Below are 19,206 nucleotides of genomic sequence, written 5' to 3' on the forward strand. Positions count from 1 at the left end.
TCCGCGACAAGCGCGTGCTGGTCCGCATCGCCCTCGACAAGGCCGGCCCCGACCGCAACGGCTGACGCCCCACCGAGCGCTTGGAAGGGGGCTTTCCTCCACTCGGAGTGAAGGAAAGCCCCCTTCCAAGCGTCAAAGAGGCGTCATTCGCCGGAGAAGGTTGGGGGGCGGCGTTCGAAGAAGGCGGTGGCCGCCTCGGCCAGGTCCTTGGAGGGCAGGAAGGCGGAGTTCCAGGCGCCGACGTAGCGCAGGCCGGCCGCGACCTGCGGGGCGCGGGCGGTGTCGAGGACGTCCTTGACGCCCTGGACGACCAGCGGCGGGTTGGCGGCGATCTCCTCGGCCAGCGCGCGGGCGGCCTCCAGCACCTCCTCCTGCGTCGCGTAGACGTCGTTGACCAGGTTGATCTTCTCGGCCCGGCGGGCGTCGATGTCCCGGCCGGAGAAGGCCAGCTCCCGCAGGTGCCCCTCGCCGATGATGCCGACCAGCCGCTGGAGGCTGCCCAGGTCGGCGACGATGGCCACCTTCACCTCGCGCACGCTGAACTTGGCGTCGGCCGAGGCCAGCCGGATGTCGGCGGCGGAGATGACGTCCACGCCGCCGCCGACGCACCAGCCGGAGACGGCGGCGATCACGGGCTTGCGGCAGGCCGCGACGGCGGTGACGGAGTCCTGCAACCGGCGCAGGTCGTGCAGGAACCGGGTCCGCGGCTCGGCCAGCGCCGGGTCGGAGCCGAGCAGCTCGGCCCAGCTGGGCATCATGGCCGGCAGGTCGAGCCCGTAGGAGAAGTTGGCCCCGCTGCCGGTCAGCACGATGGCCCTGACCTGCGGGTCGGCGTCCAGGGCGCCGAAGACCTGGGGCAGCTCGCGCCAGAAGTCCGGCCCCATGGCGTTGCCCTTGCCCGGTCCCAGCAGCGTCACCTCGGCCACGTGCCCGGTGGTCTTGACGCTCAGCGACACCAACTGATCCATCTCAGCTCCCCGCGCCAGTCAACTTACTCGACGGTAACATACGGCGGAGCCGTTTCAGGTCGGCCAGGTACTCCTGGAAGTCGACCTCGATCGTGTGACGCTTGGACGCGACGTACCGGCGGCGGGTCCGCTCCCGGTAGGCGCGGATCTCCCGGTCCATCTCGGCCGCGGACGGCAGCGCGGCCGCGCCGGTGATCAGGTCGGCGATCCAGTGGGCCTGGGCCTCGGCCAGCGGCATGATCGCCCCCAGCGGCTGGATCAGCCCCAGGAAGTACAGCCCGGGATGCGCCGGCGGCACGACCCGCTGGTACAGCGCCACCTCGTTGTCCACGGCCGGCACGATGTCCTCGGCCAGGAACGGGAAGGTGATGCGGTAGCCGGTGCAGTAGACGACGACGTCGATCTCCTCGCGGCTGCCGTCGGCGAACTCCACAAAGGACCCGTCGAAGCGAGCGATGTTCGGTTTCACCGTGATGTCGCCGTGGCCGATGCGGGTCAGGATGTCGTCGGACACGGTCGGATGGGCCGACAGCACCTTGTGGTCCGGCTTGGGCAGCCCGTAGCTGGTCACCTTGCCCCGACTCAACGCGAGCAGCACTCGCACCGAAAGCCGTTGCATCCACAGCGGAACGCGGGCGATCGGCGAGGTCGTCAGGTGATCGGTCGGCACGCCGAACAGGAACTTGGGCAGCACGTGGGCGCTGCGGCGCATGGCCAGCACGGTGCGGTCGGCCACCCGGGACAGCTCGACCGCGATGTCGCAGGCCGAATTGCCGATGCCCAGCACCAGAACCCGTTTGCCCACATAGGGATCGAACGTCTTGTAGAAGTGGGAGTGCACCCGCTCGCCGGTGAACGTGCCCGGGAAGTCGGGCTCGGGCCAGCGCGGATCCCAGTGGTGCCCGTTGGCCACCAGCACCGAGCGGTACGTGATGGTCCGCTCCGCGCCGCAATCCCGTTCGCGCACCGTCACGTCGTACCGACCGTCGTCGCGGGGAACCACGGCGGTCACCTCGGTGCGGAAGGCGATCCGGTCGCGGAAGCCGAAGTGGTCCACGAAGTCGTCGAAGTAGCGGGCGATCTGGAAGTGGTTGGGGTAGGCCGGCAGATCGACCGGCATCGGGTAGCTGGCGTACCGCATCTGCCGGGTCGAGGTGTTGATGTGCAGCGTGCGGTAGGCCGAGGACATGCCGTTGTCGTTGAGATAACGCCAGTTCCCGCCGATCTGGGACCCGGTCTCGTAGCAGTCGAACGGGATTCCCCGCTCATGCAGCACCTGGCCCGCCGCGATGCCCGACGACCCGGCCCCGATGACGCACACGTCGGCCATGCCCGCTCCCTCGCCCTCGCCCGATGATCCATGTCAGCGTCCCGGGCCGAGCCGGCCAGGACAAGAGCGATCACAACAGGAGCGGGGCCAGGTAGGCGACCGCGAACCGGCGCACCTCGTCGTCGTCCTCGACCGCGACCGCGCCGCCCGGGGTCAGCGTGAACGAGATCGCCAGCCGCACCAGCATCTCGGCCAGCACCCGAGGATCCCGGCCCATGCCCGGGGCCCGGCCGGCCACCTCCTTGTACTGCGCCACCAGGAACTCGCTGGCCGCGGCGATCACGCCGGCCCCGCGCACCGTCAGGTACGGCACCAGCTCCTCGGGATCGCTGACCAGCAGCCGGGTCAGCAGCGCGTCGGTCCGGACCATGCGCAGCCCGACCACGAAGCCCTCGACCAGCCGCTCCTGCACGGTCGGCAGCGGGCCGATGGCGGCCACGATCTCGCCGAAGAACCGGGCGCTCTCCCGCACCAGGGCCGCCTGGACCAGCACGTTCTTGTTCTCGAACCGCCGGTACACGGTCGCCCGGGACAGCCCGGCGCGGCGGGCCACGTTGTCCACACTGGTGCGGCGCAGGCCGTAGGTCCGCAGTTCGTCGACGGCGGCGTCGAGGATCAGGTCGTCGTCAACGGGCACCAGCAACCCTATCCATCGCCGACCGCGAGCGCGGCGAGTACCTGAGCCGATAGGGCACCAAGGGCCACAAGATGTGCACCGCACGGGCGAAGACGCGCAGCAGCCGCTCGTCGCGGGCCGTCCAGCGCGCGCCGATCCGGTCCAGCACCGCCGGGGGCAGGGTGCCGCGGTTGACCCACCACAGGAACCTGCCGAACGGGCGTTTGACCAGGCGGTAGAGCGGGGCCGGCACCAGCGGGAAGCGCTCCGGCGGCCGGTCCACGAAGTCCAGCAGGCCCTTGGCCACCGGGGTCATCTCCAGCCGCTCCCGGCACATCCGGTCCAGGTAGCGCCGATAGCCGGCCCAGTCCGGCGGGGCGGGGCGGTCGCTCACGCCGTAGAGCCGGTAGCCGGCCATGGTCTCGGCGTACAGCTGCTCCTTCTCGGCCTCGCTCAGCCGGTGGTCGAACAGCTCGATGGAGCGGATCATCGTGTCGAAAATGGTCAGGTGGGCCCAGAAATAGGTCTCCGGGTCGAGGGCGTGATAGCGCCGGCCCCGCTCGTCCACGCCCTTGATGTCCACGTGGTACGCGGTGATCCGGCGGGCCGTCGCCGCCGCGTCCGGCCAGTCGAAGGTGACGCCCTGGATCTGCGGCACCGAGCGGATGATCCGCTCCCACGGCTCGCCGAAGAAGTCCGAGTGCTCGTGCACGCCGGCCCCGAGCCCGGGGTGCATCAGCTGGAGCAGCCCCACCCTGACGAGCAGCATCAGCACCCGGTTGTCACCGGCGTAGCGCCAGTGCAGCGAGCCCGGCCCGACCAGGTCCACAACCGCCTCCCGGGAACAGTGAGACGTTTCCCTCTCTTTGTATCACCGGATGGTCGGCCCGACATCGGCTGAACGGGTAGCGAGGCCGATTGGCACTGTCCGGACGAGCTGTTAGCGTCAGCACGATTCGGGAGCCGGGGAGGAGGACCGATGACCACGCTGTGCGCCACCTTCCAGGCGACGGCGGCCAAGCACCCCGACCTGGTGGCGCTGCGGACCCCGGCCGACGCGGTCACGGTCACCTGGCGCGAGTACGCCGAACGGGTGCAGCGCATCGCCGCCGGACTGGCCGCGCTGGGCGTGCGGCGGGGCGACACGGTGGCCCTGATGATGGTCAACCGGCCCGAGTTCCACCTGGTCGACACCGCGGTGTTCCACCTGGGCGCGACCCCGTTTTCGCTGTACAACACCTCGTCGCCGGAGCAGATCCGGTTCCTGGTCGGCAATGCCGGCAACCGGGTGGTGGTGTGCGAGGAGCAGTTCCTGCCCTCGGTGCTGGCCGGCCGCGAGGGCTCGGCGATCGAGCACGTGGTGTGCGTGGACGCCGCGCCCGAGGGCACCATCGGCCTGGCCGAGCTGGAGACCCGGGAGCCGGAGGGGTTCGACTTCGAGGCGACCTGGCGGGCCGTCGAGCCGGACGACGTGCTGACGCTGATCTACACCTCGGGCACGACCGGTCCGCCCAAAGGGGTGGAGTTGAGCCACCGCAACATGCTCGCCGCGGTCACCGCGGCCGAGTCGGTGCTGCCGGCCGACCACAACGACCGGATCATCTCCTTCCTGCCGCACGCGCACGTGGCCGACCGGTGGGGCACGCACTACACGCAGATCGTCACCGGGCTCCAGGTCACCTGCGTGGCCAACCGCCGCGCCGTGCTGGCCGCCGTGGTCGAGACCCGGCCGACGATCTTCGGCGCGGTGCCGCAGGTCTGGTACAACATCCGCGCCGGGGTGGAGGCCATGATCGCCGGCGAGGTCGACCAGGCCCGCAAGGCCGCGCTGACCAAGGCCGTCCGGATCGGGCTGGAGCACGTGCGGGCCGAGGAGCCGGACGAGCAGCTGCGGGCCCGCTACCGGGCCGCCGACGAGCGCACCCTGGCCCCGCTGCGGACGATGATCGGCTTCGACCGGATCCGCTACGCGCTGTGCGGGGCCGCCCCGATCACCGCCGACGCCGTCGAGTTCATCAACGCCCTGGGCATTCCGCTGTCCGAGGGCTGGGGCATGTCCGAGGTGTGCGGCCTGGCCACGCTGAATCCGCCGCGGGCCAACCGGTTCGGCACCTGCGGGCCGGCCATTCCCGGCGTGGAGCTGCGGTTGGGCCCGGACAACGAGTTGCTGGTGCGGGGCGAGCTGGTGATGAAGGGCTACCGGGGCACGGTCAGCCACACCGCCGCCGAGCTCGACGACGAGGGCTGGCTGCACACCGGGGACGTGGCCACCATGGATCCCGACGGCTACGTCCGGATCATCGACCGCAAGAAGGAGTTGATCATCAACTCCAGCGGCAAGAACATGTCCCCCAGCACCATCGAGAACACCATCCGGGCCGGCTGCCCGCTGATCGGCCAGCTGGTGGCCATCGGCGACGCCCGGCCGTACAACGTGGCCCTGGTGCTGCTGGAACCCGAAGTGGCCAAGGGATTCGCCACCGCCAACGGCCTGGCCGGCGCCGACCTGGCCGAACTGTCCCGCGCCGACGCCGTGCGCGCCGCAGTGGCCGACGGCATCGACACCGGCAACCAGCGCTTGGCCCGCGTCGAGCAGATCAAGCGCTTCGCCATCCTGCCGACCTGGTGGGAACCCGGCTGCCCCGAGCTCACCCACACCCTGAAACTACGCCGCGGCCCCATTTCCGAACGCTACGCCGCCGAGATCGAGCAGCTGTACGCGGACTAGTTTCCGATAGGTACCTACTGCACAATATTGTGCATACTAGCGATCGGGTACCGCCGGGCCGATGATTGCGTCATGTCCACGGCGCGAAGCGCCGAACCCCTGACGCACAAGGAAAATCCCGTGAGCAAAGTCAAAAAGGCGCGCTGGTTCGCGGCCGCCGCCGTGCTCGGCCTGGCCCTGACCGCCGCGCTGGGCAGCTCGGCCACCGCCTCGGCGCAGTCCGTCGCCACGCTGAAGTCCGCCGACCTGGGCGCATTGCTCGGCCTGCACCCGGATCCGTACCGATATCTGCCCAAGGCGCCGTCCTTCACGCTGACCAGCGCCACCGTCCGCAACGGCCAGGGCATGCCGACCGACCAGCGGTCCGGCATCTTCGGGGCCCCGGGCGGCAAGGACATCTCGCCGCAGCTGTCGTGGCGGGGTTTCCCGGCCGCGGCCAAGAGCTTCGTGGTGACCATGTACGACCCCGAGGCCCCCACCGGCAGCGGCTTCTGGCACTGGGTGGTCGCCAACATCCCGGCCACCGCGACGTCTTTGCCGCTCAACGCCGGCGCGCCCGACAGCACCACCTTGCCGGCCGGGGCCATCCAGCTCGGCGGTGACGCCGGCATCGCCCGCTACATCGGCGCCGCCCCGCCCGCCGGCTCGACGCACCACTACTACCTCACGGTCACCGCGCTGGACGTGGCCCACGTCGACGTCACGCCCGCCACCAGCGGCGCGCTGCTCGGCTTCACCATCGGCAGCCACACCATCGCCCGGGCAACCCTGGTCAGCCCCACCCGCGGCTGACCCCCATGCTTGGAAGGGGGCTTTCCTCCACTCGGAGTGGAGGAAAGCCCCCTTCCAAGCGCAACGCCCGGCGCAGCGAAGGCCCGTTACTGGCGCTGGTCAGCGGGTGAAGCGGAGCGTCAGCACCTGGAAGGGGCGGAGCTCGACCGCGACTCCGTTGTCGGCCAGGGAAAGGTCGGCCAAGGTGCGTTCGAGCAGGTCGGTCTCCCGCACGCCGGTGGCCGGGAACGACGGCGTGACAACGGCCCTGGCCCGGCCGCCGAGCGCCTCGTAGAGGCGGACGACGATGTCGCCGGACCGGTCGTCGGCCGCCTTCACGGCCTCCACGACCACGCCGGGATTGTCCACAGTGAACACCGGGGCGACCGTGCCGGAGCCGGTGACGCGACGCTCGGGCAGGTTGACGCGGTAGCCTTCGCGGACGGCGTCGCCGATGGCGGCACCGGGCGCCAGGGAGTAGTTGAGCCGGTGGAAACCCTGGTCGGTCAATGGATCCGGGTAGCGCGGGGCCCGCAGCAGCGACAGCCGGACGGTCGTGGTGGTGCCGCCCTCGGGCCGGGCCTTGCGGGTGATGTCGTGCCCGTAGGTCGAGTCGTTGACCACCGCCACGCCGTAGCCGGGCTCGCCGACGTGCACCCAGCGGTGCGCGCAGATCTCGAACTTGGCGGCGTCCCACGAGGTGTTGACGTGGGTGGGCCGGTGCAGGTGGCCGAACTGGATCTCCGAGGTGGAGCGGTCGGCGTGCACGTCGACCGGGAAGGCGACCTTGAGGAACTTCTCCACCTCCTGCCAGTCGACCTCGGTGGTCACGTCCAGCCGCCGCTCGCCGGCCGGCAGCCGCAGCACCTGGGTCAGCGTGGACTTGCCGAAGGTGCGGCGGACCCGGATGGCCCCGACGTCCTTGCCCTCGTCGACGGCGACGACCTCGTCGGCCTCGACCAGGTCGCGGACGTTGTTGCGGTAGAACGGATCCACGTCCCACGCGTCCCACTGGTTGGGCGTGTCGACGTGCAGCTGGAGCAGGTTGCCGAAGGTCCCAGGGGCCAGCACCTCACGGTCGGCGACGAGGTCGCGGATGGAGGTGATCAGGCCGCGCTCGTCGACGGCGACCCGGAGCAAACCGTTGTCCAGCACCAGTCCGTCGACCGACACCGGCTGCGCGGAGCCGGAATCCACAGCGCCGGCGCCGAGCCCGGGCACACCGGAGCGGGAGTGCGGGGCGGCGTTGAAGACGACGGTCTGCTCGCCCTCACCGACCAAAGTGGACAGTGCGCCGGCGATGATCGACTCCAGCTCGGCGGCGACCTCGGCGTAGCGGGCCTCGGCCTCCCGGTGCACCCACGCGATGGAGCTGCCGGGCAGGATGTCGTGGAACTGGTGCAGCAGCACGGTTTTCCACAACCGGTCCAGCTGCTCGTACGGGTAGTCGTAGCCACCCTTGAGCAACGCCGCCGTCGCCCACAGCTCGGCCTCGCGCAGCAGGTGCTCGCTGCGACGGTTGCCCTGCTTGGTCCGGGCCTGCGTGGTGTAGGTGGCCCGGTGCTTCTCCAGGTACAGCTCGCCCGACCACACCGGCGCGTCGGTGTACTCGGCCTCGGCCGCCGCGAAGAACGCCGCCGGGGCCTCGATCGTCACCCGCGGCGAGCCCTCCAGGTCCTTGGAGCGGCGGGCCGTCTCCAGCATCTCCCGGGTGGGGCCGCCACCGCCGTCGCCGTAGCCGAACGGCACCAGCGACCGGGTCGCCTTGCCGTGCTCGGAGTACTGCCGGCTGGCCCGGGCCAGATCGGCCCCGAGCAGGTCGGAGTTGTAGGTGTCGACCGGCGGGAAGTGGGTGAACACCTGCGAGCCGTCGATGCCCTCCCAGTAGAAGCTGTGGTGCGGGAACCGGTTGATCTGGTTCCAGGACAGCTTCTGGGTCAGGAACCAGCGCGAGCCGGACAGCTTCACCAGCTGCGGCAGCGCCGCGCTGTAGCCGAAGGAGTCGGGCAGCCACACCTCTTCGGTCTCGATGCCGAACTCGTCGAGGAAGAACCGCTTGCCGTGGATGAACTGGCGGGCCATCGCCTCGCCGCCGGGCATGTTGGTGTCCGACTCCACCCACATGCCGCCGACCGGCACGAACTGGCCGGTGGCGACCTTGTCCTTGACCCGCTGCCAGACGTCCGGGTGCCGCTCCTTCATCCACGCGTACTGCTGGGCCTGCGAGCAGGCGAAGACGAACTCCGGGTACTCCTCCATCAGCGCCGTCACGTTGGAGAACGTGCGGGCGCACTTGCGGACGGTCTCGCGCAGCGGCCACAGCCAGGCCGAGTCGATGTGGGCGTGGCCGGCCGCGGTGATCTGGTGCGCGCTGGCGTTGGCCGGCCGGGACAGCACGTCGGCCAGCTCGGCCCGGGCCAGCGCCGCGGTGCCGGGCACGTCCAGGAAGTCCAGCCGGTCCAGGGCGCGGTCCAGCGAGCGCTGGATGTCCCAGCGGCGGGGCTCCCGGTCCGGCAGCTCGTTCTTGAGGCTGTTGAGGACCTCGATGTCCAGCAGCAGATCCCAGACATCGCGGTTGAACACCGCCAGCTCGGCCCGGACCACGTGGTAGATCGGGTCGGCGCCGGCCGTCTCCTTCAGGCCCAGCTCGGTCGGCTGGAACGGCACGATGTCCTGGATCACCGGGTTGGCCGCGGCCTCCACGTAGAACAGGACGTCCTCGCCGCCGGCCACCGACGTGCCGACCGGCAGGTGCGTGCTGCGCGGGGCCAATCCCTTGATGGGCTTGCCTTCCGGCGTGTACGCGAGGCCCTCGCACTGGAAGCCCGGGCCCGGGTGGGTGAACCCGAGGTCCACCACCGCCTCCACGTGCCGGCCGGCCCACTCCGCCGGCACCGTGCCGGACATCCGGAACCAGCTCGTCGCCCAGGGCGCGCCCCAGGCGTCGCCGACCTTGGCCGGGCCGTACGAGGCGGCCAGCGCCTCGGCGACCGGGACCGGCTCGCCCGGCGCGTGCCAGACCTCCAGCGTCAGCGGCACGGCCGCGCCGTAGACCTCCGGCCGGATGCGCTGGCGGACGGTCCTGGTCAGCCGCTCGTCGAGCAGGCTGCGATCATCGTGCATCGGTCGCTCCGTGTCCCCATGGTTCTAACCCTTTACGGCGCCTTCTCCGACGCCGCGGAAGAAGTACTTCTGCGCCGCCGTGAACAGCAGCACCAGCGGCGCCACCGCGATCATCGTGCCAGCCGCGATGAGCCGCTGGTCGTTGACGAACGTCCCTTGCAGGTAGCTCAGGCCGATCGTCAGCGTGTACTTGGCCGGATCGCTCAGCACGATCAGCGGCCACAGGAAGTCGTCCCAGCTGAACATGAACGAGAAGACCGCCACCACCACGATCGTGCCCCGCGCGGACGGCGCCGCGATCCGGACGAAGCGCTGCCAAGCGTTTGCGCCGTCGATGACCGCGGCCTCCTCGACCGCCGCCGGCAGGGCCAGGAAGGCGTTGCGCATCAACAGCACGTTCAGCGCGGCGATCGAGCCGGGCAGCACCACCGCGGCCAGCGTGTTGTTCAGGTGCAGCGACCGCATCACCAGGAACAGGGCGATCATGATCGCCTCGAACGGGACGAGCAGGCTGGTCAGGAACACCGTGGTGGCCGCGGTCCGGCCGCGGAAGCGCAGGCGGGCCAGCGCGTAGCCGGCCATGCTCGCGCCCACGCAGTTGGCCACCACGTTGGCCAGGGCCACGATCAGCGAGTTCAGCGCGAACGACCAGATCGGCACCGCGTCGGCCACCCGGGCGTAGTTGCCGGGCGTCGGGTGCAGCGGGAGGAGCTGAGGCGGCGTCGAGTAGATGTCCTCGGTGACGCCCTTGAGCGAGGTCGACAGCTGCCACAGGAACGGGCCGATGGTGATGGCCAGGACCAGGAGCAGCAGGGCGTAGCGGCCGATCGTCCGGGCCTTCACAGATCCTCCTGGCGATTGAGCCGGTTCGTCGCCAGCAGCAGGCCCAGCGTCAGCACGAACAGCACCACGCTCAGCGCCGAGGAGTAGCCGAGGTCGCCGGTCAGGCCGGTGCCGACCTGCTGGATCAGCATCACCAGCGTGGTGTCCGCGCCGCCGGGGCCGCCGGCCGGGCCGGCCAGCAGGTACACCTCGGAGAACACCCGGAACGCCGACACCGCCGAGAGCACCGCCACCAGCACCATCGTCGGCCGCAGCGCCGGCAGCGTCACCGCGAACAGCCGCCGCCACCAGCCCGCGCCGTCCACCTGGGCCGCCTCGTGCAGGTCCTTCGACACCGTTCCCAGCGCCGCCAGATAGATCACCATGTAGTAGCCAAGGCCCTTCCACACCGTCACCAGCATGGAGCTGACCAGCAGCAGCCACTGGTCGGTGAGGAACGGGATCGGGGTCTTGAGCACGCCCAGCCCGGTCAGCACGTCGTTGACCAGGCCCCGGCTGTCCAGCATCCACGTCCAGATCAGGCCGACCACCACGATCGAGGCGATCACCGGCGTGAAGAAGGCCGTGCGGAAGAAGGTGATGCCCGGCAGCTTGCGTTCTACCAGCAGCGCTAGCAACAGCGGCAGGATCACCAGCGGCGGCACCACGCCCACGATGTAGAGGGCGCTGTTGCCCACCGCCGTCCAGAACGCCGGGTCCTGCACCATGCGCGTGAAGTTCTCCGCGCCGGTGAAATGCCCGCCGCCCAACACCTTGGCGTTGGTGAAGGCCAGGACCACGGTGTTCAGGAAGGGAAACAGGTTGAAGCCGATCACCACCGCCAGGCCCGGCAACAGGAACAGCCACGGCGTGAACCACCGCTGCTGAACGATCCTCGATCCGCTGCGGCGAACCGGTGGTGACACGTCAGCTTGGCGCACTTCGGCGGCGGTCTTCACCGCTAGCCCGCCAGTAGCTTGTCGCACTGGGCCACGGTGTCGTCCAGGGCCTGCTTCGGGGTGCTCTTGCCCTGCATGGCGTCGGACATCTTCTGCTGGAGCAGCGTGGTCATCTGCTCGCTCCACTGCACCGGGGTGTAGTTCACGGCGGTGTCGAGCTGCTTGGCGGCGGCGACGCGGACCCGGCCCTCGTCGGTGCCGCCGTCCTGCGAGAAGTACGGGTCCTGCATCGAGCCCTTGGTGCTGGGGAAGATCGCGGTCAGCTTGGCGAAGGCCATCTGGTTCTGGGCGTTGGTCACGAACCGGGCGAAGGCCAGCGCGGTCGGCTTGTTCTTGCTGGCCGCGGGCACGGACAGGCCCTGCACGTAGAGGTTGGCCTTGCCGGTGCTGGTGATGGTCTTGGTGATGCCGACGTTGGCGTACAGGCTGGGCGCGTTGGTCTTGAAGTTCTGGAGGTCGTACGCCGAGCCGGGGGCCCAGGCGATCTGCTGGTTCATGAACTTGGTGCCGGCGCCGGTGTAGGTGGCCGACAGCGCCTCGGGAATGAGCGCGCCGGCGTCGTAGAGCCGCTTGTACATCTCGACGAACTCGACGCCCTTGGCCTCGTTGAAGGTGAACTTGGAGCCGTCGTCGTCCATCACCTTGACGCCGTACAGGCCGAAGTCGGCGATCACCGGGGTCAGCCCGAGCATGGCGATCTGCTTGTTGCTGCGCTGGGCCATCACCAGCGCGTCGGCCTCCAGCTCGGCGTAGGTCGTCGGCGGCTTCTCCGGGTCCAGCCCGACCTGGCGGAACAGCGCCTTGTTGTAGAAGGTGGGGCCGGTGTTGAGGTACCACGGGAAGCCGTAGCTGCCGGGCTGGCCGGGCAGCTCGTAGGCGGCCCAGCCGCCGTCCACGTAGTCCTTCTTGGCGTCCGGCACGGCGGTGTCGATGTTGAGCAGCAGCTTCTTCTTGGCCAGCGGATAGGACAGGTCCGGCGGCACGTTGACCACGTCGGGCAGGTTGCCGGCGGCGGCGTCGGCGGTGACCTTCTGGAGGTAGCCGTCGGCCGGCTGGTCGATCCAGGTGATCTTGACCCCGGCGTGCTGCTGCTGGAACGCGGTGATCATGCCGTTGATGTAGTCGGTGTACTTGGGCTTGAGCGCCCAGGTCTGGAATCTGATCTCGCCGGTGACGTCCCCGGTCACCGGACCGGTGGTGTCGCCGCCGCTGTCCGACGAGCCGCCGAGGCCGCAGCCGGTCACGCCCAGCGCGGTCGTGGCCGCGACACCGAGCAGGAAACCGCGCCTCGACAGGGGATTCGTCGGCATGACAACCGTCCAATACGTGTGCGCAGCGCCAGGGACGCGCACGAATTTGCCAAAGGCGCTCCCCTGTTGTCAACCATCGAATTTGTCCTGGTAGAGGCCTTGACATGTCATCGCCGCGCACGGATCCTACCTTCGAGGTAAACCGGTTTAGCGATGAGGCTGAACCGGTTTAGCTGCTGCCCACGAGGCCGTTTGGAGCAGTTGTGAAACGACCGACGATCATGGACATCGCCCGGCGGGCGGGCGTGTCCAAGGGCGCGGTGTCGATGGCGCTCAACGGCCTGCCCGGCGTGTCCGACGCGACCCGCGCACGGATCCTGGAGGTGGCCCGGGAGCTGGACTGGCATCCCAACAACGCGGCCCGGGCGCTGTCGGCGGCCCGGTCGGACGCGATCGGCCTGGTGCTGGCCCGGCCGGCCCGCACCCTGGGCGTGGAGCCGTTCTTCTTCCAGCTCATCTCCGGCCTACAGGCCGAGCTCTCGCCCCGGCGGATCGCCCTGCTGCTCCAGGTGGTCGAGGACCAGGCGGCCGAGATCGGCGTCTACCGGCAGTGGTGGTCGGAACGCCGAGTGGACGCGGTGTTCCTGATCGACCTGCGGGTCGACGACGCCCGCGTGGCGCTGCTGGAGGAGCTGGGCCTGCCGGCGATGGTGATAGGCGGCCCGGGCCACCACGGCGGGCTGCCCAGCGTGTGGGCCGACGACGCCCGGGCGATGACCCGGATCGTCGACCACCTGGCCGGGCTGGGGCACCGGCGCATCGCCCGCGTCGCCGGGCTGCCGGACCTGCTGCACACCGAGCGCCGCACCGAGGCCTTCCGCGCCGCCGTCCGCGGGCACGGCCTCGACGAGATCCCGATCATCATGACCGACTACTCCGGCGAGCAGGGCGCGGCCGCCACCCGGAAGCTGCTCGGCTCGGCCCGGCCGCCGACCGCGATCGTCTACGACAACGACGTGATGGCGGTGGCCGGCGTCGCCGTCGCCACCGAGCTGGGCGTGTCGGTGCCGGCCTCGCTGTCGGTCGTCGCCTGGGACGACTCGCCGCTGTGCCAGCTGCTGCATCCGCCGCTGACCGCGCTCACCCGGGACACCTTCGCCTTCGGGGCCGCCGCCGCCCGTTCGCTGCTGGCCGTGCTCGACGGGGCCGAAGGGGCCGATGTGGAGGACCACGTTCCGCTGTTGGTGCACCGGGAAAGCACGGGACCGGTCCCCCGGTAGGCGGTCGACACTGCCGTATGCCTCGACACGCCGCCGTTCTCGCCGCCCTCGCGCTGGCCCTGGCCGGCTGTGGGACCACGACCCCGGCCGCCCAGCCGCCGTCGACCGCGCCGACCACCACCTCGACCACGACCAGCAGCACACCGACCACCACCAGTGCCCCGAGGATCAGGAGCCACCGTCCGGTCGCCCCGCCGACCTCCCGCGTGACCGACTGCTTCGACGGCGACTGCACCCTGCTGCTGACCGCGCCGACCACGATTCCGTTGGACAACAAGACCTTCCACTATCCGTCCATGACCGTGACGGCCATCAGCGCGGACAGTCTCACCTACTCCCTCACCATTCCCGAGGGCGGTGGCGCCTCGACCACCATCGGGCCGGGCCTGGCCGGGGGCAGCTTCGGCTTCCGGGATTCGCCCTCGATCGAAGTCGGCCTGACCGTGGTCGACGGAACCCCGGCATTGATCCTCCAGCCGGCCGACCCGTTGTGAGCCCGGACGCCGCCCTTTCCGGGAAAGGCGGCTCCCCGGAAAGGGCGACATCAGTTTCGACCGGCATTCCCGGGTCAGTCGGTCACGCCTCCGCCGTCTGCGGGACCGGGGCGCTGATCCGGATAGCGGTGCCCCGACGGATCATCCGATCAATCGACCAGACGCCCGGGCCGAGGAAGGCCAGCAGCAGGAACGCCCAGCAGAACTGCACCGAGGCCTCGCCGCCGTTGAGGATCGGGAAGAACGACTTCGGCATGTGCACGGTGAAGTAGGCGTAGGCCATCGAGCCGGAGCACAGCAGCGCGGCCACCCGGGTGAACAGGCCGATCAGCACCAGCGCGCCAGCCACCAGCTGGATGGCGGCGGCCCACCAGCCGGGCCAGGCGCCGACCGCGGACTGCTTGCCGCCGAACAGCCCGAAGATCGTGCCGAGGCCGTGCGAGACGAAGAGCAGGCCGAGCACGATCCGATACAAAGAAATAACATACTCTTTTCCTTGCTCAAAATAACGCATGAGGTCGCTCCCGGGCACGAGGGGACGGACGGTTGCGACAATTCTCGCCAAGGCCGACCACCGCCCACACCCTTGACCGTTAACCCGAGAGTGGTCTGCTATGTGAATTTCACTAGCGCGCGACCGGCCGGCGAACACCGTTCATGATTCACCGAACAGGCTCCTACCAGGCGATTCCGCCGTGACGGCCACCCCGTCCGCAAACGCGGCGCGCACAAACCGACTCGTCATATCAATCGAGTTCTCACGGCTTTCAAAGCGAATTCTGAGGCGGCTCCACCCATCGGGAGTGAGCTGTCCGGCCCCGGCACACCGCCGAACGGGTCAAGCCGACCGGAGGGGCGACGAACTGTCACTTCCGCACCGCCGGTCGCACTCTCGCGTTGCGGGCCGGGTCGGCGACCGCGACCATGTGCGCGTGGTCGAACTGCTGACGCGGAACTGGTGGCTGGTGGCGCTGCGTGGCGCCCTCGCCGTGATCTTCGGCATCGTCACCCTGGCCTGGCCGGGCATGACCCTGCTCGCCCTGATCTTCCTGTGGGGCTTCTACGCGCTTGTCGACGGAATCAGCTCGATCGCGCTCGGCGCGGCGGTGCGCGGGCACCGCTGGTCGAACGTGCTGATCGGCGTGGTCGGCGTGCTGGCCGGCCTGGTGGCGATCATGCTGCCGGGCGAGACCGCGGTGGTGCTGCTGGTGATCATCGCCGTGTGGGCCATCGTGGCCGGCGTGGTCCAGGTGATCGCCGGCTTCGCGCTGCGCCCGGCCATGCCGCACGCGTGGTTCCTGGTCGTGACCGGCGCGCTGACGCTGATCCTCGGCGTGGTGCTGCTGCTCAACCCGGGCGCGGGCGCGCTGGCCCTGGTCACCACGATCGGCGTGTTCGCCCTGATCTGGGGCGTCTCGCTGATCCTGATGGCCTTCCGGCTACGCGGACTCCGCAACAACGTCGTCGAGGGCGCCGCCTGAGCGGGCCGGCAGGCGGCGCGACCAGACCGTCAAAACGACGAGCACGATGATCGCCGTCCACACGTAGGCGTTGCCGAACACGCTGTTCCACAGGCCCCAGTACTGCCCGGGATCGCGCAGCTCTGGGGCCTGGTGGTACGGCGCCCACCAGAACAGGTAGAGCCCGAACGCGGTAAGCAGGCCCAGCAGCCAGGACCGCGCCTGCCAGGCCATGGCCGCGCCCCAGACCAGGGCCAGCGCCGCCCACACCCAGTGGTGCGCCCACGACACCGGGGACACCAACAGCGAGAAGATCCCGACTGTGAGCATGGCCGGCAGGTCCTGGCCGGCCAGCCGGGTGCGGCGCACCACCAGCCAGGTCAGCACCAGCACGCCCAGGCACAGCACCATCCAGAGCGGGCCCTCCAGGTTGGCCGGCAGGCCGACCCGGGCCACCACGCCCCGCAGCGACTGGTTGTAGCTGAAGCCGAGGTTGCCGACCCGGTTGGTGTCGAAGAAGTCCTTGAACCAGTAGCTGGCCGAGTCGCTGGGGGCCAGCGCGAAGCCGATCAGCCCGAAGCCGAGGAAGCCGCCGACCGTGGTCAGCGCCGGCCGCCACTGCTTCTTGGCCACGAAGTACAGCACGAAGGCGGCCGGGGTGAGCTTGATGGCGGCGGCCAGCCCGATCAGCAGGCCGCGCGGCCACCAGGGCTTGGCCACCAGGCAGTCGGCCACGATCAGGCCCAGCAGCAGGATGTTGACCTGGCCGAAGGAGATCGTCTCGCGCACCGGCTCCAGCCAGGCCGCGCCCAGCGTGATCGCCAGGGCCAGCACCGGGACCGGGAAGCGGGCCAGCAGCCGGGCCGGCGCGACCCGCACCAGCACCGCGCGCAGGCACAGGAACAGCACCGCCAGGGTGGCCGTGGTGAAGATGGCGATCGACACGGCCAGCGGCAGCACGGCCAGGCCGGCGAACAGCATCGCGGCCAGCGGCGGATAGGTGAACTTGAGCAGGAAGCCGGCGAACGGCGTCTGCATCTCGGTCTGGTAGAGGTCCTGGCCGTGCCGGAAGGCGTCGCCGCCGCCGAGATAGACGTACAGGTCGGTGAAGTGGTGCTGGTTGTACGTCCCGATGTAGACCGTGCTGAACGCGATCGCCGCCAGCAGGACCAGCGAGACGAGCGCCCACAGGATCAATTCGGCGCGAGGGCGGCGCCCGGGCGTGGTGTTCGGCTCGGCGTCCACCGGTTCCCTCACGAATCGGCCAGTCACGAAGAGCCAGCGTAACCGGTGCCTCGTGACCCCATCCCCCAAGGGCACGCGCCCCGTTTCGCCTACGTAGAGTGTCGATGTGGGTGCAGTCGGTCGAATTCGAGGGTGATTCGGGTGACAGCCTCGCACGAATGCGCACGCGCAGGCTACCCTGTGCTTATGACCATGGCGCTCGAGTCTGTGCTGGCCAAGGCGGGCCTGCGGGTCACCGCCGACGAGTTCCTCACCCTGGTCGAGGACGTGGCCAGGCGGCTCGCCCCGCCGCACCCCGAGCCGGCCGCCTACTTCACGCCCGACCAGCGCGAGGCGCTCACCGACGTCGGCCTGGACCTGGGCGGCCTGCGCGAGGACGACTTCGAGCCGCGGGCCCGCGAGCTGGCCGCCCGCACCGTGCTGTTCGACAGCGCGCTCACCGTCGGCGAGGCCGCCGCCGTGCTCGACGTCGACACCAGCCGCATCCGGCACCGGCTGGCCGCCGGCCGGCTGGCCGGCTGGAAGGACCGCGGCAGCTGGCGGCTGCCAGCCTGGCAGTTCACCGACGCCGGCGTGCTGCCCGGACTGGAGGCCGTGCTGGCGGCCATGCCCGAGGACCAGCCGCCGCTGGTGCTGGCCGGCTTCATGACCACGCCGCAGGAGGACCTGCCGGTCGGCGACGGCCCCGGCACGCCCCGGGAGTGGCTGCTGGCCGGCGGCGACCCGAAGCGGGTGGCGGCCCAGGCCTCGATGCTGGGCACCCCGATCTGATCGCCATGGGCCCTGACACCGGGCGCCGCGGCCGCCGGGGGGCCGGCCGCGCGGCCCGGCACGGGCCTCGATGCCCCCTGCGCCCGACCGGTGTTCCGGCGGCCTGAGAGCGGGCTGTCCACCGTCCCCTACCGAATCGACGTATCTGAATGGCTCGGCTTCCCACGCCGCCGGCACCCGCGGTGCTCCAGGCGCTCCTGCGTCGCGCCGAGGATGTGGTGGCCGTGCACCGCGCGACCCGGCTTGTCCGCATCTTCACCGCCGGCGGCAGCCACCCGCAGCGCTGGAACTCCTTCCGCTACACCGGCCCGCTGCCGCACGCCCGCTTCGACCCGCACCCGGCCGGTCCGCCGGCCGATGACCCGGCGCACGGCGTGCTCTACTTCGGCCTGTCGGTGCGGACCAGCGTCGCCGAGGTCTACCAGGCAACGTCCACGGTCGACCGCCGGACCCGGCGGCCGCACCTGGTCGTCTTCCGGCCGAGACGGACCCTGCGCCTGCTGGACCTGGCCGGCCTGTGGCCCACCCGGGCCGGGGCGTCGCAGGAGATCAGCAGCGGCCCCAAGGAGCTGACCCAGGCCTGGGCGCGGACCATCCGCGCCGCCTATCCCGAGCTCGACGGCCTCTGGTACCGCTCGTCCATGGACGCCGGGGACCCGGCCATCTGCCTGTGGGACCCGCCCGGCGGCAACGCCCTGCCGGATGCCCCGGACGTGCTGCTGCCGCTGGAGCATCCGGGCCTCGACCTGCCGCTGAGCCGGATCTGCGATGAGCTGAACTACATCATGCTGGGGTGAGCCTCATCCGTAGGCGGGACGTCGCCAGCCTGACGGAGGGCGGTTGCGTCGGCTTCCTGGAAGAAACCTCCCGTAGCGGACCAGCCCCAACCGGTGCTCGCCGACCACGTGCTCCTTCGAGGCGCCGTCGTGGCGCCAGCCCATATGGGCGTAGAAGGAGCGGGCCGCCCAGTCCTCCTCGAGCACCCAGAGCACCACGTAGCGGAAGCCCTGGTCGGCCAGGTGCCCCATGGCCGCGTCGTGCACGCTGCGCCCCGCGCCGGTGCCCTGGCAGCCGGGGTCGGCGTGCACCGACACCAGCTCACCCGTGCGTAGGTCGGCGTGCGCGTCCTCGTCGTCGCGGGCTTCCCCGACGACACAGTAGGAACCGATGTTCCCGTTCACGTCCTCGGCGACAAAAACCCCGTCGGGGTCGGGTAGCCGCACCCATCGTCGCCAGCCGTTGAGGTGGCTCTCCGGCAGCATCCGGTCGAGCAACACGTCCGGCACCGTGCCGCGAGCGGCGTGTCGCCAGGATTCCTGGTTGATCCTGGCCAGCTCGGAGGCGTCACCGGAATCGGCCCGTCGCACCGTCCATGTCATGACGGGAGCC

At 70.3% G+C, this 19,206-nt stretch carries 18 protein-coding genes; 7 read left to right on the top strand and 11 right to left on the bottom strand.

What is annotated here, in order from left to right; all coding sequences use genetic code 11:
- Positions 1-143: 143 nt before the first annotated feature.
- From ACIG5F_RS47090 to ACIG5F_RS47105, 4 genes are all read right to left on the bottom strand, one after another.
- Positions 144-968, bottom strand: coding sequence for a crotonase/enoyl-CoA hydratase family protein (locus tag ACIG5F_RS47090; protein WP_396526893.1), 825 nt, complete (start codon positions 966-968; stop codon positions 144-146).
- A gap of 1 nt (position 969) precedes the next feature.
- Positions 970-2,298, bottom strand: a complete 1,329-nt coding sequence (locus ACIG5F_RS47095; protein ID WP_396526894.1) for a flavin-containing monooxygenase — start codon at positions 2,296-2,298, stop codon at positions 970-972.
- Between the two features lie 70 nt (positions 2,299-2,368).
- On the bottom strand, positions 2,369-2,935 hold the full coding sequence (locus ACIG5F_RS47100) for a TetR/AcrR family transcriptional regulator (protein WP_396526895.1): 567 nt from the start codon (positions 2,933-2,935) through the stop codon (positions 2,369-2,371).
- Positions 2,925-3,743 (bottom strand): oxygenase MpaB family protein, encoded by an 819-nt coding sequence (locus tag ACIG5F_RS47105; protein ID WP_396526896.1) that lies wholly within the window; start codon positions 3,741-3,743, stop codon positions 2,925-2,927. Before ACIG5F_RS47105 ends, ACIG5F_RS47100 begins: the two co-directional genes overlap by 11 nt.
- 150 nt (positions 3,744-3,893) lie before the next feature.
- On the opposite strand from ACIG5F_RS47105, the gene ACIG5F_RS47110 reads away from it, so the two are divergent.
- A complete protein-coding gene (locus ACIG5F_RS47110; RefSeq protein ID WP_396526897.1) occupies positions 3,894-5,642 on the top strand; it encodes an AMP-dependent synthetase/ligase in 1,749 nt (582 codons plus the stop codon).
- Positions 5,643-5,762: 120 nt separating this feature from the next.
- Positions 5,763-6,434, top strand: coding sequence for a YbhB/YbcL family Raf kinase inhibitor-like protein (locus ACIG5F_RS47115; RefSeq protein ID WP_396526898.1), 672 nt, complete (start codon positions 5,763-5,765; stop codon positions 6,432-6,434).
- 99 nt (positions 6,435-6,533) lie between these two features.
- On the opposite strand, the gene ACIG5F_RS47120 is transcribed toward ACIG5F_RS47115, so the two are convergent.
- From ACIG5F_RS47120 to ACIG5F_RS47135, 4 genes are read right to left on the bottom strand one after another with little or no spacing between them, the layout of a single operon-like run.
- Positions 6,534-9,536: an alpha-mannosidase gene (locus tag ACIG5F_RS47120; protein WP_396526899.1), complete on the bottom strand. Its 3,003-nt coding sequence runs from the start codon at positions 9,534-9,536 to the stop codon at positions 6,534-6,536.
- Positions 9,537-9,560: 24 nt separating this feature from the next.
- The gene (locus ACIG5F_RS47125; protein WP_396526900.1) at positions 9,561-10,379 is read right to left on the bottom strand and encodes a carbohydrate ABC transporter permease; all 819 of its coding nucleotides are present in this window, start codon (positions 10,377-10,379) and stop codon (positions 9,561-9,563) included.
- A complete protein-coding gene (locus ACIG5F_RS47130) occupies positions 10,376-11,284 on the bottom strand; it encodes a carbohydrate ABC transporter permease (protein ID WP_396526901.1) in 909 nt (302 codons plus the stop codon). Before ACIG5F_RS47130 ends, ACIG5F_RS47125 begins: the two co-directional genes overlap by 4 nt.
- Before the next feature lie 35 nt (positions 11,285-11,319).
- A complete protein-coding gene (locus tag ACIG5F_RS47135) occupies positions 11,320-12,627 on the bottom strand; it encodes an ABC transporter substrate-binding protein (protein ID WP_396526902.1) in 1,308 nt (435 codons plus the stop codon).
- A 203-nt stretch (positions 12,628-12,830) separates the two neighbouring features.
- On the opposite strand from ACIG5F_RS47135, the gene ACIG5F_RS47140 reads away from it, so the two are divergent.
- Positions 12,831-13,847, top strand: coding sequence for a LacI family DNA-binding transcriptional regulator (locus ACIG5F_RS47140; protein ID WP_396526903.1), 1,017 nt, complete (start codon positions 12,831-12,833; stop codon positions 13,845-13,847).
- Between the two features lie 17 nt (positions 13,848-13,864).
- Positions 13,865-14,341, top strand: coding sequence for a hypothetical protein (locus tag ACIG5F_RS47145; protein ID WP_396526904.1), 477 nt, complete (start codon positions 13,865-13,867; stop codon positions 14,339-14,341).
- A gap of 82 nt (positions 14,342-14,423) precedes the next feature.
- Here ACIG5F_RS47145 and ACIG5F_RS47150 read toward each other — a convergent pair whose 3' ends face one another.
- Positions 14,424-14,855: a DoxX family protein gene (locus tag ACIG5F_RS47150; RefSeq protein WP_396526905.1), complete on the bottom strand. Its 432-nt coding sequence runs from the start codon at positions 14,853-14,855 to the stop codon at positions 14,424-14,426.
- A gap of 418 nt (positions 14,856-15,273) precedes the next feature.
- On the opposite strand from ACIG5F_RS47150, the gene ACIG5F_RS47155 reads away from it, so the two are divergent.
- The gene (locus ACIG5F_RS47155; protein WP_396526906.1) at positions 15,274-15,822 is read left to right on the top strand and encodes an HdeD family acid-resistance protein; all 549 of its coding nucleotides are present in this window, start codon (positions 15,274-15,276) and stop codon (positions 15,820-15,822) included.
- Here the strand turns inward: ACIG5F_RS47155 and ACIG5F_RS47160 are convergent.
- Positions 15,781-17,073 (bottom strand): glycosyltransferase 87 family protein, encoded by a 1,293-nt coding sequence (locus ACIG5F_RS47160; RefSeq protein ID WP_396526907.1) that lies wholly within the window; start codon positions 17,071-17,073, stop codon positions 15,781-15,783. The genes ACIG5F_RS47155 and ACIG5F_RS47160 overlap by 42 nt on opposite strands.
- Before the next feature lie 159 nt (positions 17,074-17,232).
- Here ACIG5F_RS47160 and ACIG5F_RS47165 point away from each other — a divergent pair, with 159 nt between their 5' ends.
- Together ACIG5F_RS47165 and ACIG5F_RS47170 are read left to right on the top strand one after the other, a co-directional pair.
- Positions 17,233-17,817, top strand: a complete 585-nt coding sequence (locus ACIG5F_RS47165; RefSeq protein WP_396526908.1) for a DNA-binding protein — start codon at positions 17,233-17,235, stop codon at positions 17,815-17,817.
- A 149-nt stretch (positions 17,818-17,966) separates the two neighbouring features.
- Positions 17,967-18,614 carry an RES family NAD+ phosphorylase gene (locus tag ACIG5F_RS47170; protein ID WP_396526909.1) on the top strand — a complete coding sequence of 216 codons (648 nt, stop codon included), beginning with the start codon at positions 17,967-17,969 and terminating at the stop codon, positions 18,612-18,614.
- A 3-nt stretch (positions 18,615-18,617) separates the two neighbouring features.
- Here the strand turns inward: ACIG5F_RS47170 and ACIG5F_RS47175 are convergent, their stop codons facing one another.
- Positions 18,618-19,196 carry a GNAT family N-acetyltransferase gene (locus ACIG5F_RS47175; protein ID WP_396526910.1) on the bottom strand — a complete coding sequence of 193 codons (579 nt, stop codon included), beginning with the start codon at positions 19,194-19,196 and terminating at the stop codon, positions 18,618-18,620.
- Positions 19,197-19,206 lie beyond the last annotated feature (10 nt).

It is taken from the genome of Kutzneria sp. NPDC052558 (genome assembly GCF_044547355.1).
GTDB lineage: Bacteria > Actinomycetota > Actinomycetes > Mycobacteriales > Pseudonocardiaceae > Kutzneria.

What these genes read in the sequence shown, in the direction of transcription:
- ACIG5F_RS47090 (WP_396526893.1), bottom strand. Translation starts at nt 968, where the DNA reads ATGGATCAGTTGGTGTCGCTGAGCGTCAAGACCACCGGGCACGTGGCC.
- ACIG5F_RS47095 (WP_396526894.1), bottom strand. Translation starts at nt 2,298, where the DNA reads ATGGCCGACGTGTGCGTCATCGGGGCCGGGTCGTCGGGCATCGCGGCG.
- ACIG5F_RS47110 (WP_396526897.1), top strand. Translation starts at nt 3,894, where the DNA reads ATGACCACGCTGTGCGCCACCTTCCAGGCGACGGCGGCCAAGCACCCC.
- ACIG5F_RS47120 (WP_396526899.1), bottom strand. Translation starts at nt 9,536, where the DNA reads ATGCACGATGATCGCAGCCTGCTCGACGAGCGGCTGACCAGGACCGTC.
- ACIG5F_RS47135 (WP_396526902.1), bottom strand. Translation starts at nt 12,627, where the DNA reads ATGCCGACGAATCCCCTGTCGAGGCGCGGTTTCCTGCTCGGTGTCGCG.
- ACIG5F_RS47145 (WP_396526904.1), top strand. Translation starts at nt 13,865, where the DNA reads ATGCCTCGACACGCCGCCGTTCTCGCCGCCCTCGCGCTGGCCCTGGCC.
- ACIG5F_RS47150 (WP_396526905.1), bottom strand. Translation starts at nt 14,855, where the DNA reads ATGCGTTATTTTGAGCAAGGAAAAGAGTATGTTATTTCTTTGTATCGG.
- ACIG5F_RS47165 (WP_396526908.1), top strand. Translation starts at nt 17,233, where the DNA reads ATGACCATGGCGCTCGAGTCTGTGCTGGCCAAGGCGGGCCTGCGGGTC.
- ACIG5F_RS47170 (WP_396526909.1), top strand. Translation starts at nt 17,967, where the DNA reads ATGGCTCGGCTTCCCACGCCGCCGGCACCCGCGGTGCTCCAGGCGCTC.
- ACIG5F_RS47175 (WP_396526910.1), bottom strand. Translation starts at nt 19,196, where the DNA reads ATGACATGGACGGTGCGACGGGCCGATTCCGGTGACGCCTCCGAGCTG.